This window comes from Mycobacterium sp. 1245499.0 (assembly GCF_001673615.1).
In the GTDB taxonomy this organism is placed as follows: domain Bacteria; phylum Actinomycetota; class Actinomycetes; order Mycobacteriales; family Mycobacteriaceae; genus Mycobacterium; species Mycobacterium europaeum_A.
On record NZ_LZMG01000437.1, the window covers coordinates 1 to 16,762 of the forward strand.

A 16,762-nucleotide genomic window follows, 5' to 3' on the forward strand; every position below is an offset into this window, starting at 1 on the left:
CGTCGATCAACGCCCTCGACTCCCCCGTGGTCGACGGATAATGCCGCTCGAACTGCTCATCGAACCGCGCGATGACTTCTTCGAACATACGTGCGATCATGCCACCGGCCACCGACAACTTCAGTCATCGCCGGCGAACCACTGTTGAGCTGCGCAGACGGCGCCTATCCTGCCCCCATGGCGTCGAGCGTGTCGGGCAAGGTCGCATTCATCACCGGCGGAGCGTCGGGCATCGGCGCAGCGCTGGCCACCAAGTTGGTCGACGGCGGCGCGCAGGTCTGGCTCGCCGATCGCCAGCTCGAGGCGGCCCAGCGGCTGGCACAGCGCCTCGGCGGCGGCAAGGCCCACGCGATCGAGCTCGACGTCCGCAGCTACCCCGCGTTCGAGGACGCGGTCGCCCAGGCCGTGCAGCGCTCCGGGCGGATCGACTACCTGTTCAACAACGCCGGCATCGGCGTCGGCGGTGAGGTCGACTCCTACAGCCTCGAGGACTGGAACGACGTCCTGGCCGTCAACCTGCACGGTGTCGTGCACGGCATCCAGGCCGTGTATCCGATCATGATCCGGCAGCGCTCGGGCCACATCGTGAACACGGCGTCGATGGCCGGTCTGCTGGCCGGCCCCGGCACCGTCAGCTACACCGCCTCCAAGCACGCCGTCGTCGCACTGTCGAAGGCGCTGCGGCTGGAGGCCGAACGCCACCACGTCAAGGTGTCCGTGCTGTGTCCGGGCGCCATCCGCACCCCGATCCTCACCGGCGGCGTCTACGGCCGGATGAACAATACGGGCGCCAGCGACGAGGACATCCTCAAAGCCTGGGAGCCGACGCGGCCGATGGCGCCGGAGAAATTCGCCGATCGTGTCCTGCGTGCCGTGCTGCGCGGCGACGCCATCGTCATCGTGCCGGCGTGGTGGAAGGCGCTGTGGTACCTGGAGCGCCTGTCGCCGACCATTTCGATGCAGGTGGGACGACTCGTGCTCAAACGCCTGCGCGAATTGGGTTCCCGCGCTTCGTGATCCGTCGGCCGCCGGCGAAAGCGGAGTCCGCCGATTCGTCGTCGCGACCTGCGCTCCTTAAGGCACGCTGAGAACCAGCTGCGAACCCGTTTGCGCAGCATGACGCCGGGTACACAGCCGATGCGCTTCGGTCGCGACGCGTCGTCGGGACCTCCTCGGTTGAAAGACACAGCTGGGCGCTTCCCAGTTTTCTGGGCGGCTTTGGCGACCGTTACTGCACCCACAGTGCGGATGCCGAAGCCCGCCGGGACCGTGTTTCCTTCCAGCCCGAAGGCGAGGTCGCTTGATGGATACGACGACGGAATCGCTCGGCGAGCGACAAGCCACCGACCGTTCGATCTACGAAACCAGCCCGGGCCGGTAACCGCCGGCCAGGCATACGCGCGCGAGAAAGGGAGACAGATGTTGTTGCTGGGCAACGGCGGACGGCAAAAGGGCCGCACCGCCGGCGACGGACTCGGCGAGGTCCAACATTTGGCCGGGCGAGCGTTATACGACGTCGCGCACGGCCGCTTCGAACGCTCGCTGTCCGGTCTGACCGCCATCGCGGCAATGGTCACCACGGCCGAAATCTACTTCGAGCACTACAAAGCGAGCTTCGGCAACAAATGGATGTGGAGCCCGATCGTGGTGACGCCGCCCGTGGTCGTCGCCGGCATCGGCGGCGTGTTCTCCCGGCGCTGGGCGAAGCTCTGGCTGCCCATCACCGCGGGCATCTACACGGCCAACGGCCTGATGGGCGAATACCTGCACGCGCGCGGGGTCGCGCGCAAGCCGGGCGGGTGGAAGAACGCCTCCTACAACGTGCCGATGGGGCCTCCGATCGCGGCGCCGGGATTGATGTGCATGGTCGGCGGGATGGGGCTATTGGCGTCGATCCTGCGCCGCGAACGGTTCCGGGATTAGGGAGCTGGGATCCCCGAGATGGCCAACACCGCACGCCCCGACCACCTGCCCAACCTGCGCCCCGACGGCAAACCGCCGCACCCGTCCTGGCTGCCCAAGCAGCGGCGCGGCGTCACGCCGCAGATGATCGGGCGCTACCCCGACTACGACGTGCTCGAGACCGCCGACAACTGGGACGAGGCCACCCGCAAGGTGGTGCTGGCCCGCCTGGAACCGCCTGGGCCGCTGCGGTTTTTCACCCCCGAAGAGGAGCCGTGCCTGCGCGCGTTCTGCGACACGGTGCTCGCGCAGGACGTCGAACCGCGGGTGCCGGCGGCCGAGTCGGTGGACTCCAAGCTCGCCGACGGGCGCCTCGACGGCTACCAGTACGCCGACATGCCCGACGACCGCGACACCTGGCGGCTGGTGCTGCGCGGGCTCGATGAGACGGCGAGGAACCACTACGGCGCAACCTCTTTCGCCGACGCCGATATCACCACCCGCGAGGCGATCATCGACAAATTCTCCCAGGCCGACCTGCAGGGCGGGGCGTGGCAGAGCCTGAACGTCAAGCGGGCATGGTCGGTGTGCATGCGAATGACGTTGTCGGGCTTCTACTCCCACCCGTGGGCGTGGAACGAGATCGGGTTCGGCGGCCCGGCCTACCCGCGCGGCTTCATGCGCCTCGGCGGCGCCACCGGTCCGGCCGCCGCGCGCGAACCGTACGAGACCCGCGGCGCCACCGACGAGGACCCGGTGCGAATCGTGAACAACGGGGAGCTGTGATGGGCGACTTCCTGCGGGGTCTGTTCAAGGGTGCGGTCGGACCGAAGGACAACGACTCGCGGTTCCTGCTCGACGTGCACACCCGCGATCTACCGGGCGAAAAGACCATGCGGCGCTACGCCGATGACGACGAGGTCGATTTGGTGGTCGTCGGTGCCGGCGCCGGTGGCTCGGTGCTCGCGCAGCGGCTGGCCCGCGAGGGCTGGCGGGTGGTAATCCTGGAAGCCGGCCCGTTCTGGCATCCCGACGAGGACTGGGTGTCCGACGAGGCCGGATCGCACGCGCTGTACTGGACACAGAAACGCATCATCGGCGGCGACGACCCGATCGAGTTGGGCAAGAACAACTCCGGGCGCGGCGTGGGCGGCTCGATGGTGCACTACGCCGGATACACCCCGCGATTCCACCCCAGCGACTTCGAGACCTACACCCGCGACGGGGTCGGGGCGGACTGGCCCATCCGCTACGAGGACATCCGCCGCCACTACGAGCGTGTCGAGCTCGAGCTGCCGGTGGCCGGCCAGAACTGGCCGTGGGGCGATCCGCATCGCTATCCCTTTGCGCCGCACCCTATTTCGGGTGCCGCCGCCAAGATCTGGCGGGGGGCGCTCAAGCTCGGCATCGAGATGCGAGTCGGGCCCGTCGGCATCGTCAACGGCACCTTCGGCAATCGCCCGCACTGCATCTACCGCGGCTACTGCCTGCAGGGCTGCAAGGTCAACGCCAAGGCCAGCCCGTACGTCACGCACCTGCCCGACGCGCTGGCCCATGCCGTGGAGATCCGCGCCAACTGTATGGCCTCGCGCGTCGAGCTGGACGAGAGCGGCGCCGCCCGCGGCGTGGTCTACTACGACGAGGTGGGCGGCAAGGAGCGGCTGCAACGCGCCAAAGTGGTTGCCATAGCCGGGTATTCGATCGAAACACCGCGGCTGCTGTTGAACTCGGCCAGCGACCGCTTCCCGAACGGGTTGGGTAACAACGACGACCAGGTCGGGCGCTATGTGATGGTCCAGGGCGCCACCCAGTCCGCGGGCCGGTGGTCCGAGGAGGTGCGGATGTACAAGGCGCCGCCCCCGGAGGTGACCTCCGAACAGTTCTACGAGACCGACCAATCCCGTGGCTTCGCCCGGGGCTTCGCCATCCAGACCGTATCGCCGTTGCCCATCGGCTGGGCCGAACACGTGCTGGCCGAGGGGCACTGGGGCCGCGCGATGCGGGAGTACATGCGCGATTACAACCACTGGGCGACCGTCGGCGTGCTCAACGAGCTGCTGCCGCTGCCGGACAATCGCGTGACGCTGGCCTCTGGGGATGAAGCGGACCCGTACGGCATCCCGGTGGCCCGGTTCGACTACACGCTGTGCGACAACGACAAGGCCAACATGGCCTACTCCACCAAGGTGATCGGCGACATCCTGCACGCCGCCGACGCCCAGGACGTGCTCACCATCCAGCGCTTCGCCCACCTGATCGGCGGCGCCCGGATGGGCACCAGCCCGGACAATTCGGTCGTCGACTCCGATCAGCGCGTGTGGGGCGTCCCGAACCTGTTTCTGGCCGATGGCTCGGTGTGCCCCACGCAGGGCTCGGCGAACCCGGCGCTGACCATCATGGCGCTGGCCTCGCGGCTCGCCGAACGGCTGGCCGGCGGGAAGATCGATACCACTGCGGGACGGAGGTCGGAGGCGAGAGCCCGTGGCTGACCGAACGATCGACGTCGAGACGACCTTCGCCCCCCGGGTGCTGCGTGAGTACGCGTTGCTCGCCGACGGCGAGCGCGGCGCACTGATCGGGCCGCAGGGCGACATCGCGTGGATGTGCGCGCCGCACTGGGATTCCGACGCCGTCTTCTCCAATCTCATTGGCGGCGGCGGGGTTTACGCGATCACGCCGACCGACGTCCGGCACGTGTGGGGCGGCTATTACGAGCCGGGCACCCTGATCTGGCGCAACCGCTGGATCACCCGCGACGGCACCGTGGAATGCCGTGAGGCGCTCGCCTTTCCGGGCGACCCCGACCGGGTGGTGCTGCTGCGCCGCCTCACGGTGTGCCGCGGGACGGCGCGGGTGCGGGTGCTGCTGGCGCCGGGCTCGGGGTTCGGCAAACACGGCCTCGGCCAGCCGTCCTGCGAGGACGGCGTGTGGAGCGGCCGCTCGGGCCGGTTGCACTGGCGGTGGCTGGCCGGCTGCCAGGCCCGCGTCGTCAAGGCCTCGCACGACAGGAGCGAGCTGCTCACCTGCGAGATCACCCTCGAGGACGGCCGGCACCACGACCTGGTGCTGGAGCTGTCCGAACGCGCGCTGCCCGAGCGGCCGCCGGACCCCGACCTGGCCTGGGACGCCACCGCGGCCGCCTGGCAGCGCAGCGTGCCCCGGCTGAACTGCACCATCGCCGCGCGCGACGGCAGCCACTCCTACGCGGTGCTGCGCGGCCTGACCAGCAGCGGGGGCGGCATGGTGGCCGCCGCCACCATGAGCCTGCCTGAACGCGCGCACACCAACCAGAACTACGACTACCGCTACGCCTGGATCCGCGACCAGGTGTACGCCGGCATGGCCGCCGCCGCCGTCGGCACCACCGAACTGCTGGACCGGGCGGTCGAATTCGTCGGCGCCCGGCTGCTCGAGGACGGCCCCAACCTCAAGCCCGCCTACACCGTCACCGGCGGCGCGGTGCCCGGCGAGGAGACGCTCGACCTGCCCGGCTATCCCGGCGGCTCGGACAAGGTCGGCAACTGGGTCAACCAGCAGTTCCAGCTCGACGTCTTCGGTGAGGCGCTGCAGTTGCTGGCCAAGGCGGGTGCCGCCGACCGGCTCGACGCCGAGGGGTGGCGCGCGGTGCAGACCGCCATCCGGGCCATCGAAAAGCGTTGGCGTGAACCGGATGCCGGGGTGTGGGAAATCGAGAACGAGCACTGGACGCAGTCCCGGCTGGCCTGTGTGGCCGGGCTGCGCGCCGTCGCCAAGCTGGCCGGCGCCGGGCCAGAGGTCACCGCGTGCACTTCCCTGGCCGACGCGATCCTGGCCGAGACCGCGTCGAGCAGCCTGCACCCGCACGGCTACTGGCAGCGCAGCCCGCGGCTGACGGGGGTGGACGCGTCGTTGCTGCTGCCGCCGGTGCGCGGCGCCGTGCCCGCCGACGACCCCCGCACCCGGGCCACCCTGGACGCCGTTCGCCGCGAACTCACCGAGGACGGGTTCGTCTATCGCTTCCGGCACGACGAGCGCGAGCTCGGCGACGCCGAGGGCGCCTTCCTGCTCTGCGGATTCATGATGGCGCTGGCCGAACATCAACTGGGCCACGGCGATTGCGCCATGCGCTGGTTCGAACGCAACCGCGCCGCGTGCGGCCCGCCGGGGCTGTTCTGCGAGGAGTACGACGTGCGGCAGCGCCAGCTGCGCGGCAACCTGCCCCAGGCATTCGCGCACGCCCTGATGCTCGAATGCACGGCCATCCTCACCGACGACGACGCCCACCATCAGTGACAACTCCGACCGAGCGAAAGGCAGTTCTGCGATGACACAGACAGTGGTGATCACCGGAGCCAGCGCCGGCATCGGCCGCGCCACCGCGAAAGAGTTCGGGCGGCGCGGCGCCAACGTCGCCCTGCTCGCCCGCGGCGCCGCGGGGCTCGACGGCGCCGCCCGCGACGTCGAGGCCGGCGGCGGCAAGGCGCTGGCGATCCCGACCGACGTGGCCGACCACTCGGCCGTCGTCGCCGCCGCCGACGAGGCCGAATCCGCCTTCGGCCCCATCGACGTGTGGGTCAACGTAGCGTTCACCTCGGTGTTCGCGCCGCTGCGCGAGATCAGCGCCGAGGAGTTCAAGCGCGTGACCGAGGTGTCCTACCTCGGCTACGTGCACGGCACCATGGCGGCGCTGGCCAAGATGCGCCCCCGCAACCTCGGCACCATCGTGCAGGTCGGCTCGGCGCTCAGCCAGCGGTCGATCCCGTTGCAGTCGGCCTATTGCGGCGCCAAGCACGCGGTCAACGGGTTCACCGAATCGGTGCGTTGCGAACTGTTCCACGAGGGCTCGAAGGTGCGGATCACCGTCGTGCAGATGCCGGCGGTCAACACCCCGCAGTTCTCCTGGGTGCTGTCCCGGCTGCCCCGCCATCCCCAGCCGGTGCCGCCGATCTACCAGCCCGAGGTCGCCGCGCGGGGCGTGGTGTATGCCGCCGACCATCCGGGCCGAAAGCAGTATTGGGTCGGCGATTCCACCATGGTGACGCTGCTGGGGCAGAAGTTCGTCGCGCCGCTGCTGGACCGCTACCTCGGGCGCACCGGCTACGACTCCCAGCAGACCGAGGAACACGTCGGGCCCGGCCGGCCGCACAACCTGTGGCAGCCGCTGGACGACGAACCGGGCACCGACCACGGCGCGCACGGCCAGTTCGATGACAAGTCGCACGCGCGCAGCCCGCAACTGTGGGCGTCCCAGCATCCCGCCATCAGCGGTACCGGCGCGCTCGGCGCGGCGGGGGTGGGCGCGTGGCTCGCGGCGCGGGCGGGCCGCCGGTGGGCGCGATGACAACCGCGCGCATCGACGCGGCTATCGAAGGGGTCACCGCGCAGGCCTACGAAATCCCCACCGACGCACCGGAAGCCGACGGCACCCTGTCGTGGTCGTCGACCACGCTGGTGCTCGCCGAGGTTGCGGCCGGCGGCCGGCGCGGCATCGGCTACACCTACGCCGACGGCGCGTGCGCCGCGTTGATCACCGGCAAGCTCGCCGGCACGCTCACCGGCCACAGCGCCGTGGACATCCCGGCCCGGTGGCAGTCGATGGTCATCGCGATGCGCAACAACGGGCGGCCCGGGCTGACGTCGTGCGCGATCTCCGCGCTCGACACCGCGCTGTGGGACCTCAAGGGCAAGCTGCTGGAGCTGCCGGTGTGCCGGCTGCTCGGCATGGCGCACCCCGAAGTGCCGATCTACGGCAGCGGCGGCTTCACCACCTACGACGAGCGCACCACGCGTGCCCAACTCGAACGCTGGGTCGGCGAGTGGAAGATCCCGCGGGTGAAGATCAAGATCGGCGAGTCATGGGGCTCCGACGTGGGCCGCGACCTGGATCGAATCGCCTTGGCGCGCAAGGTGATCGGGCCGGACACCGAACTGTATGTCGACGCCAACGGCGGCTACCGCCGCAAGCAGGCCATCCGGGTGGCCCACGCCATGGCCGACCACGGCGTCACCTGGTTCGAAGAACCCGTCTCCTCCGACGACCTGGCCGGCCTGCGGGAGGTGCGCGACCAGGTGAGTCCGGATGTCACCGCCGGCGAGTACGGCTACGACCTGGCCTACTTCAACCGGATGCTCGCCGCCGACGCGGTGGACTGCCTGCAGATCGACGTCACCCGCTGCGGGGGCATCACCGACTGGGTGCGCGCCGCGGCCGTGGCCGCTTCCTACAACGTCGACGTGTCCGGGCACTGCGCTCCCAACCTGCACGCCCACGTCGCCACCACGATCCCGAACCTGCGACACCTGGAGTACTTCCACGACCACCACCGCATCGAGCACCTGCTCTTCGAGGGCGCCCTGTCCCCCGAGGGCGGGGCCCTGCGCCCCGATCAGCACCGCCCGGGCTTCGGGTGCGAGTTCAAACACCGCGACGCCGAGCGGTACCGGGTGGCCTAGGCATGGAGCCGCGCAAAAACGGGAATTGACAAGCCAAGGTTTTCACAACGGGGATTGGGGAATCGCACCATGACGGTGAACTCCAGCGACGACACTGTTGAGCGCCGTGAGCCGGTGGTGACTGACGTCGTCGAGGAAGGCGACCTGAGTGCGGTCGACCTGGTGCTGGGCCTCGGCGAGCCGCAGCGCGTCGGCAGGTTCTGGTTCTACATCGACGGCCATCGCTGGGAGTGGTCGGACGCGGTCGCGCGCATGCACGGCTACAAGCCGGGACAGGTCAAGCCCACCACGGAACTGCTGCTGCAACACAAGCATCCGGACGACCGGGAGCGGGTGGCGGCCGTGCTCGACCGCGTGATGAAGGGCAAGCCGTTCAGCAGCCGGCACCGCATCATCGACACCGCCGGTCGCACCCGGTGCGTCGTCGTCGCCGGCGATCGGATGGTCGACGGCACCGGTGCGCTGGCCGGCACGTCCGGGTTCTACGTCGACGTCACCGACTCCCTGCACTCCGACATCACCAACGTGCTGTCGGCGGTGGCCGATGCCCGCGCGCGCATCGAGCAGGCCAAGGGCGTGCTGATGACCGCGTACGGCATCTCGGCCGAGCGCGCGTTCGACATCCTGGTGTGGCGTTCCCAGGAGGCGAACCTGAAGCTGCGCGACGTCGCGAGCCGCTTCCTGGACGCCGTGGCCAGCAAGGCGTCGGCGGAAACCCAAAGCCAGGTGGACCACGCGCTGCTGACCCTCGGCTAGCGGCGGGACGCTAGGGTCGGCCCGGTGGCGCACCTACTTGGGGCCGAGGCCGTACACCTCGAATATCCGACTCAGGTGGTCTTCGACTCGATCACGCTCGGGGTCAACGACGGCGCCCGCATCGGCATCGTCGGGCGAAACGGCGACGGCAAATCCAGCCTGCTGCGGCTGCTGACCGGTCAGCAACGACCCGACGCCGGGCGGGTCACCCGGCGCAGCGGGTTGCGGGTCGGCGCGCTGAGCCAGGCCGACACCCTGGACCCGGACCGCACCGTGGGCTACACGCTCGTCGGCGAGGCGGCCGAACACCAGTGGGCCGGCGACGCGCGGGTGCGCGACGTGGTCGCCGGGCTGGTCTCCGACATCGCCTGGGAGGCAACGGTTTCCACCCTGTCCGGTGGGCAGCGTCGCCGGGTGCAGCTGGCCCGATTGCTGATCGGCGAATGGGACGTGATCGCGCTCGACGAGCCCACCAACCATCTCGACATCGAGGGCATCACCTGGCTGGCCGGGCATCTGCGGCAACGCTGGGCGCGCAACACCGGCGGGCTGCTGCTGGTGACCCACGACCGCTGGTTCCTCGACGAAGTCGCCACCACGACGTGGGAGGTGCACGACGGAATCGTCGAACCGTTCGACGGCGGCTACGCCGCCTACGTTCTGCAGCGCGTCGAGCGGGACCGGATGGCCGCCGTCGCCGAGGCCAAGCGGCAGAACCTGATGCGCAAGGAGCTGGCGTGGCTGCGCCGCGGCGCGCCGGCTCGGACGTCAAAACCCAAGTTCCGGATCGAGGCGGCCAACCAGCTGATCGCCGACGTGCCGCCGCTGCGCAACACCGTCGAACTGGCCAAGCTGGCCACCGCCCGGCTGGGCAAGGACGTGGTCGACCTGCTCGACGTCTCGGTCTCGTTCGGGGGCCGCCCGGTGCTGCGCGATGTCGAGTGGCGGATCGCCCCCGGCGAGCGCACCGGCATCGTCGGGGCCAACGGCGCCGGCAAGTCGACCCTGCTGAGGTTGATCGACGGCACCATCGAGCCGGACGCGGGCCGCGTCAAACGCGGCAAGACCGTGCGCCTGGCGGTACTCGACCAGCAGGGCGACGCGCTGGCCGCGGTCCGCGGCGACCGGATCGCCGATGTGCTGGGCCGACTGCAGGGCGGCTACCAGGTCGACGGCCGCGAGGTCACCCCGGCGCAGCTGCTGGAGCGACTCGGCTTCGGCGTGCGCGGGTCTCAAGGCCAGCTGTCGGCCCGCGTCGAGGATCTCTCCGGCGGTGAGCGGCGGCGGCTGCAGCTGTTGCTCACCCTGCTTTCCGAGCCCAACGTGTTGCTACTGGACGAGCCGACCAACGACGTCGACACCGACACGCTGGCCGCCATGGAGGATCTGCTGGACTCGTGGGCCGGCACGCTGATCGTCGTCTCGCACGACCGCTATCTGCTGGAGCGGGTCACCGATCAGCAGTACGCGGTGCTCGACGGCCGGTTGCGGCACCTACCCGGCGGCGTCGACGAGTACCTGCGGCTCGCCGGCGAGCGGACCGCCCGGGCCGCCCAGGATTCGCCGCGGCCCGCTTCCCCGCCCGAGGCCCAGGCGATGTCCGGCGCACAACGCCGGGCCGCGGAAAAGGAGGTGGCCGCCCTGGACCGGCAGCTCGCGCGGTTGGCGGACCGGATCGCGGACAAGCACCACGAACTGGCCGCGCACGACCAGTCCGACCACGTCGGCATCACCCGGCTCACCCGGGAGTTGCGCGCGCTCGAGGACGAGGTCGCCGCGACGGAGGGACGCTGGTTGGAGCTCTCCGAGTTGCTCGAGTAAACACTTGGGCCGCAACGGGTTTCGCGAGAGCGTCAGTGCCAGCGCAGCAGCACCAGTTCGGACCCGAAGCCGGGCCCCATCGCGAGCAACAGGCCGGGGCTGGCGGCCGGCGGCGGTTTGGCGATGGTGTCGCGCAGGATGTGCAGCACCGACGCCGACGAGAGGTTGGCCACCTCCCCCAGCGAGCGCCAGGTCAGTTCCTGCGCCTCCGGGGGCAGTTCGAGGCTCTTGGCGATCGCGTCGATCACTTTGGGGCCGCCGGGGTGGGTGACCCAGGCGCCGATGTCGTCCTTCGTCAGCCCGTGCGGCGTGAGGAAGCTGCTCACGTCGTCGGCCAGATAGCGGTCGATGACGTTGGGCAGCTCCGGCGACATCGTCGGTTGCACGCCGTCCGAGCCGATGTTCCAGCCCATGATGTGCAGCGATTCGGGATACAGGCGGCTGCGCGAATCCACGATGTCTGGCCCGGCGGAATTCAATTGCTGGGCGCGACGGTCGCCGGCGGCGACCACGGCGGCGGCGCCGTCGCCGAACATCGCCGTCCCGACCAGTCCCGACACGGTCGGGCGGACCGTCGGAAAGGTGAGCGAACACAGCTCGACCGACACCAGCGCGGCGACGCCGTCCGGAGCACCGCGCAGGTAGTCATGCAGCCGGCCCACCCCGGCCGCCCCGGCCGCGCAACCCAGGCCGAACAGCGGCATCCGCCGCACGTCCGCGCGCAGGCCCAGCCGCCCGACGATCCGCGCGTCGAGTGACGGCACCGCGATGCCGGTCACCGTCGTCGTGGCGATCATGTCGATGTCCCGCGGTCGCAGCCCGGCCTCGTCGAGCGCGCCCAGCAGCGCTTCACAGCCCAGCTCCACGGCCTTGTCCACGAAGATCTCGTTGGCGGCACCGAAGTCGGTGAGCTCGTGGTAGCGCTCGAGGGGCAGCACCAGGTGGCGGCTGTTGACCTTGGCGGCGGCGTGCAGGCGCCGGACGATCTCTTCGTGCTCGGCCAGCGCGGGGAACTTGACCACCTGGTCGGTGACCTCGCTTTGGCTGTAGCGATGCGGCGGCACTGCGCCGAACACACCCGCGATGACGCTCATGATCTGCTCTCTTGGTTGCCGACCAACCTCAATACGGCTCCGCGTAATGCCGGAAGTTTATGCCGTCCCGTAGCGCGGCGCAAAAGTCTTTGGTATTCAACACATGCCTCATTAGGGCGTCTTTCTGTTCGCGTAATCATATCCGCCAGTGGGGAATTCATCACTCGGTGTCTTCCTCGTCCGCCGAGCTCAGCGCCATCGCGATCAACGCGTCCGGGCTCAACGAGTCGATGTCGTCGGCACCGGAATGTGCGTCTGCGGCCGGCGTTTCCGGTACGCCGGCGAGCAATAAAAGTTTTTCGAGCATTCCCGTTCTTCGGAGCTCGCGCACCGGAATCTTGCGCAGCGTCGACCAAATTCTTTCGTCGTCGGATTCGCCCGCCTCGTCGTGCAGCAGTTGCCGGCGAAGATGATCGGCCAACGCGGCCGGCGTCGGATAATCGAAGATCAGCGTTCGCGACAAAGCCAGTCCGGTATGGCTGGTGAGGCGGTTGCGCAGTTCGACCGCGATCATCGAGTCGAACCCGAGGTCGCCGAACGCGCGGTCGTGGTCGATGGCGTGGCCGCCGGGATGCCCCGAGACGGCCGCCGCGTGCTCGCAGACCAATTCGACCAGCACACGGTGCTGATCGTCGGGGGCCAGTCCGTGCAACCGCTGCGCCAGGTCGGGTGCTCGAGCCGCCGTGGCGGGCGGCGCCGCCCCGGCTCCGCCGGATCCCAGCCAAAAACGTTGCCGTGCAAAGCCGTACGTGGGCAAGTCGATCCGCCGGGCGTTGCGTCCGGCGAACACGACGGCCCAGTTCGGGTCGAGGCCGCGGGTGAACAGCCGGGCGGCCGCGAACACCAGCGATTCCGTTTCGGGGTGGTCCTTGGCCATGGTGGGCACCGATACGGCCTGCGGCGTGCTCAGCGATTGGTCGACCGCCGCCGTCAGCGCCGCGCCCGGGCCCAGCTCCACGAAGGTCCCGGCGCCGGCGGCCTCGGCGGCGCGCACCCCCTCGAAGAAGCGCACCGGCTGGCCGATGTGCGCCGCCCAGTACTGCGGCGAGCCGTAGCCGCCGCCCGCGAACTGGCCGGTCAGGTTGGACACCAGCCCGATTCGCGGCTGCCTGGCCTCGATGTCGGCCACCGCCGCGGCAAACTGCGCCACCATGGGCTGCATCAGCGACGAGTGAAACGCGTGCGACACCGCCAGCCGATGCACGCGCCGACCCATCCGGGCCAGCCGGTCCGCCAGCGCTTCGACGGGGGCCTCGGCGCCGGACAGCACCACCGCGTTGGGGCCGTTGACCGCCGCGAGGCTCACCCCGTCGGTCAGCAGCCCGGCGACCTCGGCTTCGCCGGCCTCGACCGCCACCATCACCCCGCCGGCCGGCAGTTGCGCCATCAACCGGCCTCGCGCCGCCACCATGCGCGACGCGTCCGCGAGCGACAGCACCCCGGCCACGCACGCCGCGGCGATCTCACCCACCGAGTGCCCCATCACCACATCCGGTGTCACACCGAAGGATTCCCACAAGGCCGCCAGCGCGAGGCCCAACACGAACAAGGCCGGCTGGGCAAACTCGGTGCTGCGCAACAACTCCGGGTCGTCGCCCCACATCACCTCGCGCAGCGGCAGCCGGACGTGCGCGTCCACCGACGCGGCGGCCTCGTCGAACGCGAGGGCGAACGCGTCGAACCGGTCGTACAGTTGCCGACCCATGCCCAACGATTGCGAGCCCTGACCCGGGAACACGAAGGCCGTCGCGCCGGACGAACCCGCCCGGCCCACCGCGACATTCGGCCGTGACTCCCCCGCGGCGACGGCCGCCAACCCCGCCGTCAGCGCCGCGGCGTCGCGACCCACCACGACCGCGCGGTGCTCGAAGAGTGTCCGGGTGTCGACCAGCGACCGGGCCACGTCGAGGGGGCTCACGCCGGCCCGGTCGGCCACGAAGTCAGACAGCCGCCGGGCCTGGTTAACCTGCGCCCGTTCGGAACGGGCCGACAGCACCCACGGCACAACCCCATCCGTGGCCGCCCGCGAATCCGATGGCGCGGTGTCCCGCTGGGCCGGGGGCTGCTCGACGATCAGGTGTGCGTTGGTGCCGCCCATGCCGAACGAGGACACCCCGGCCCGCCGCGGCCGATCCCCCGCCGGCCACGGCGCCAGGGCGGTGTTGATTTGCAGCCCAAGGTGATTCAGCCCGGCCTCGGGGTCGGCGTAGTTGAGGCTGGGCGGGATCGCGGCATGTTCGACCGCCAGGGCGGCCTTGAGCAGGCCCGCGATTCCCGCGGCGCTGCCGGCGTGACCGATGTTGGTCTTCACCGAACCGACCCGCACCGGATCGTGCGCGCGCCCGGCGAAGACCTCGCCCAGCGCCCGGGCTTCGATCGCGTCACCGACCTTGGTCCCGGTGCCGTGCGCCTCGACGTAGTCGATGTCGCCGATGTCGAGGCCGGCGTCGGCGAGCGCGCGCCGGATCACGTCCGCTTCACTGCGCGCCGACGGGACGGTCTGGGCGGCTCCGCTGTGCCCGGCGTTGCCGACGGCGCCGCCGCGAATGACGGCGTGAATGCGGTCGCCGTCGTCCAGGGCGGCCGCCAACGGCTTGAGCAGCACCAGTCCGCCGCCTTCGCCGCGCACGTAGCCGTCGGCGCGACGATCGAAGGCGTAGGTGTGGCCCGACACCGATACCGCACCGAATTCCCGTTCCAGCATGCCGATTTCCTCGGACAGGTTGAGGTGGACGCCGCCCGCGACGGCCATCGTCGACCGCCCGGTGCGCACGCTGTCGCAGCCGAGGTGCACCGCCACCAACGAGGACGACTGACCGGAGTCGACGGTCATGCTGGGTCCGCGCAACCCGAAGGCGTACGACACCCGGTTGGCGATCATCGCCCGGCTGATGCCGGTGAAGGTGTGGTGGTCCAGGTTGTCGGCGAGATCGCGCAGCGTCAGGGCCGCGTAGTCGTCCGTCATCGCCCCGAGGAACACCGAGACCTCTTGTCCCCGTATCTTTTCCGGCACCACGAACGCGTCCTCGAGCAGCTCCCAGGTCAATTCGAGGGCCAGGCGCTGCCGCGGATCCATCGCGGCCGCCTCACGCGGCGACAGGTTGAAGAAGTCCGCGTCGAATTCCCCGGCGTCCCCGCCCAATTGGGCGGCCTCACGCCCGTCACGGATCAGGCGCCAGAACGCGGACGGGTCGGGCGCGCCCGGAAACCTGCATGCCAGCCCGATGATCGCGACGTCTGTCGGAGGCAAGTCAGGGGCCGACTTCGTCGTCGAGAATGGCGAACAGCTGACTGTCGGTGGCGGTGGAGATGTCGTCGTCGAACGCGTGCTCGGGGTGTTCCAGCAGCGGTGCCGGTGCCGAGCCCGGCACCGTGTCCAGCAGGCCTTCCAGCCGGGCGACCAGTTGCTTCTTGTCGCCGGGACTGAGGTCGGGCTGATTGAGCAGCGCCTGCAGTTCGCGGGTGATCTCCTCGAAGCGGGCCGTCCGGTCGGGCGGGGTGGCGGCCGCCGCGCCGGGGCCGCCGGTGGCGAGCTGGGTGCCGAGGTGTTCGGCAAGCGCGGCCGGCGTGGGGTGATCGAAGATCAACGTGGGCGAAAGGGTAAGGCCGGTAGCGATTTTGAGCCGGTTGCGCAGCTCGACGGCGGTCAGCGAATCGAACCCGAGATCGCCGAACGCGTCGTCGGCGTGGACGTCCGCGGTGCTGTGACCCAATACCGTGGCCGCGTTGCTGCAGACCAGTTCCACCAGTTCGCTGTGCCGCTGCTCGGGCGACATGCCGCCCAGCCGCGCCCGCAGGCCGGTCAGGGACACCATGTCGGTGTGCTCCAGCATCCGGCGAGCCGGGCGAGCGGCCAGCTGGCTGAGCAGCGGCGGCAACGTGGCGCTGTGCTGCCCCAGCGCGCCCCGATCGAGTCTTGTGCCCACCACCATGGGGTGTTCGGCGAGCAACGCGGCGTCCAGCAGTTCCAGCGCTTGCCGGGTGGTCAACGCGCTCAGCCCGGCGCGGCTCATCCTGGCCTTATCGCGCTCGCCGAGGTGTTGGGTCATCGCGGAGGATTCTTCCCACATTCCCCAGGCGACCGAGAGTCCCGCCAGCCCGTGAGCGTGGCGATGCGCCGCCAGCGCGTCGAGAAAGCTGTTGGCCGCCGCGTAGTTCCCTTGGCCGGGGGCGCCCACGATGCCCGCCATCGACGAAAACGCCACGAATGCCGCCAGATCCAGGTCCCGGGTCAGCTCGTGCAGGTGCCAGGCCCCGTCGACCTTGGCCCGCAGCACGGTGTCCACGCGCGCCGGCGTCAGGGAGGCGATCACCGCGTCGTCGAGCACGCCCGCGGCGTGGAACACCGACCGCAACGGGTAGCGCGCGGGAACCTGCGCCACCAGGGCCGCGACGGCCGCCCGGTCTCCGACGTCACAGGCGACCACCGACACCGACGCTCCCGCGTCGCGCAGTTCGGCGGCCAGCTCGGTCATGCCTTCAGCGCGGTCACCGCTGCGGCTGACCAGCATCACGTGGGGCACCCGGTGCCGCTCGACGAGATGCCGTGCCACCGCCGAACCGGCCATGCCGGTCCCGCCGGTGATCAGCGCGGTGCCGCCGACGCGTACCGGTTCGTCAGCCAGGCCCGCCACATCGGCAAGGTCGTGCTCACCATGCCGGGCGGGCCCGCCGGGCTGGCCGGCGGCACCGCGCTGATCACCGGCGGGACCGGCATGGCCGGTTCGGCGGTGGCACGGCATCTCGTCGAGCGGCAA

11 protein-coding genes and 1 pseudogene are annotated in these 16,762 nt (G+C 70.2%); 9 read left to right on the plus strand and 3 right to left on the minus strand.

Annotation, left to right across the window (positions count from 1 at the left end; translation table 11 throughout):
- The first annotated feature begins 177 nt into the window (after window positions 1–177).
- The 9 genes from A5646_RS27145 (at window position 178) to A5646_RS27185 (ending at window position 10,911) form a co-directional block, all read left to right on the plus strand.
- Complete coding sequence (locus A5646_RS27145) at window positions 178–1,017, plus strand: SDR family oxidoreductase (RefSeq protein ID WP_066882233.1); 840 nt, start codon at window positions 178–180, stop codon at window positions 1,015–1,017.
- A 402-nt stretch (window positions 1,018–1,419) separates the two neighbouring features.
- Window positions 1,420–1,923: a hypothetical protein gene (locus tag A5646_RS27150; RefSeq protein ID WP_066882235.1), complete on the plus strand. Its 504-nt coding sequence runs from the start codon at window positions 1,420–1,422 to the stop codon at window positions 1,921–1,923.
- 18 nt (window positions 1,924–1,941) lie between these two features.
- Window positions 1,942–2,688: a gluconate 2-dehydrogenase subunit 3 family protein gene (locus A5646_RS27155; RefSeq protein WP_066882237.1), complete on the plus strand. Its 747-nt coding sequence runs from the start codon at window positions 1,942–1,944 to the stop codon at window positions 2,686–2,688.
- Window positions 2,688–4,391 carry a GMC family oxidoreductase gene (locus A5646_RS27160; protein ID WP_066882239.1) on the plus strand — a complete coding sequence of 568 codons (1,704 nt, stop codon included), beginning with the start codon at window positions 2,688–2,690 and terminating at the stop codon, window positions 4,389–4,391. Before A5646_RS27155 ends, A5646_RS27160 begins: the two co-directional genes overlap by 1 nt.
- Entirely contained in the window at window positions 4,384–6,174 is a 1,791-nt protein-coding gene (locus A5646_RS27165) for a glycoside hydrolase family 15 protein (RefSeq protein WP_066882241.1), read from the plus strand. The genes A5646_RS27160 and A5646_RS27165 overlap by 8 nt, the downstream gene beginning before the upstream one ends.
- Before the next feature lie 31 nt (window positions 6,175–6,205).
- Window positions 6,206–7,222 (plus strand): SDR family oxidoreductase, encoded by a 1,017-nt coding sequence (locus tag A5646_RS27170; RefSeq protein WP_066882243.1) that lies wholly within the window; start codon window positions 6,206–6,208, stop codon window positions 7,220–7,222.
- The gene (locus A5646_RS27175) at window positions 7,219–8,334 is read left to right on the plus strand and encodes an enolase C-terminal domain-like protein (RefSeq protein WP_156749110.1); all 1,116 of its coding nucleotides are present in this window, start codon (window positions 7,219–7,221) and stop codon (window positions 8,332–8,334) included. Before A5646_RS27170 ends, A5646_RS27175 begins: the two co-directional genes overlap by 4 nt.
- Before the next feature lie 69 nt (window positions 8,335–8,403).
- Window positions 8,404–9,090 carry a PAS and ANTAR domain-containing protein gene (locus A5646_RS27180; protein ID WP_066870497.1) on the plus strand — a complete coding sequence of 229 codons (687 nt, stop codon included), beginning with the start codon at window positions 8,404–8,406 and terminating at the stop codon, window positions 9,088–9,090.
- 24 nt (window positions 9,091–9,114) lie between these two features.
- Window positions 9,115–10,911: an ABC-F family ATP-binding cassette domain-containing protein gene (locus A5646_RS27185; RefSeq protein WP_066882245.1), complete on the plus strand. Its 1,797-nt coding sequence runs from the start codon at window positions 9,115–9,117 to the stop codon at window positions 10,909–10,911.
- A 32-nt stretch (window positions 10,912–10,943) separates the two neighbouring features.
- Here the strand turns inward: A5646_RS27185 and A5646_RS27190 are convergent, their stop codons facing one another.
- From A5646_RS27190 to A5646_RS27200, 3 genes and pseudogenes are all read right to left on the minus strand, one after another.
- Complete coding sequence (locus A5646_RS27190) at window positions 10,944–12,005, minus strand: type III polyketide synthase (protein ID WP_067025603.1); 1,062 nt, start codon at window positions 12,003–12,005, stop codon at window positions 10,944–10,946.
- 160 nt (window positions 12,006–12,165) lie between these two features.
- Window positions 12,166–15,255 (minus strand): type I polyketide synthase, encoded by a 3,090-nt coding sequence (locus tag A5646_RS27195; RefSeq protein ID WP_067025606.1) that lies wholly within the window; start codon window positions 15,253–15,255, stop codon window positions 12,166–12,168.
- A gap of 1 nt (window position 15,256) precedes the next feature.
- Window positions 15,257–16,606 (minus strand): annotated as a pseudogene (locus tag A5646_RS27200) (SDR family NAD(P)-dependent oxidoreductase); the annotation flags it as partial.
- Window positions 16,607–16,762: the final 156 nt, after the last annotated feature.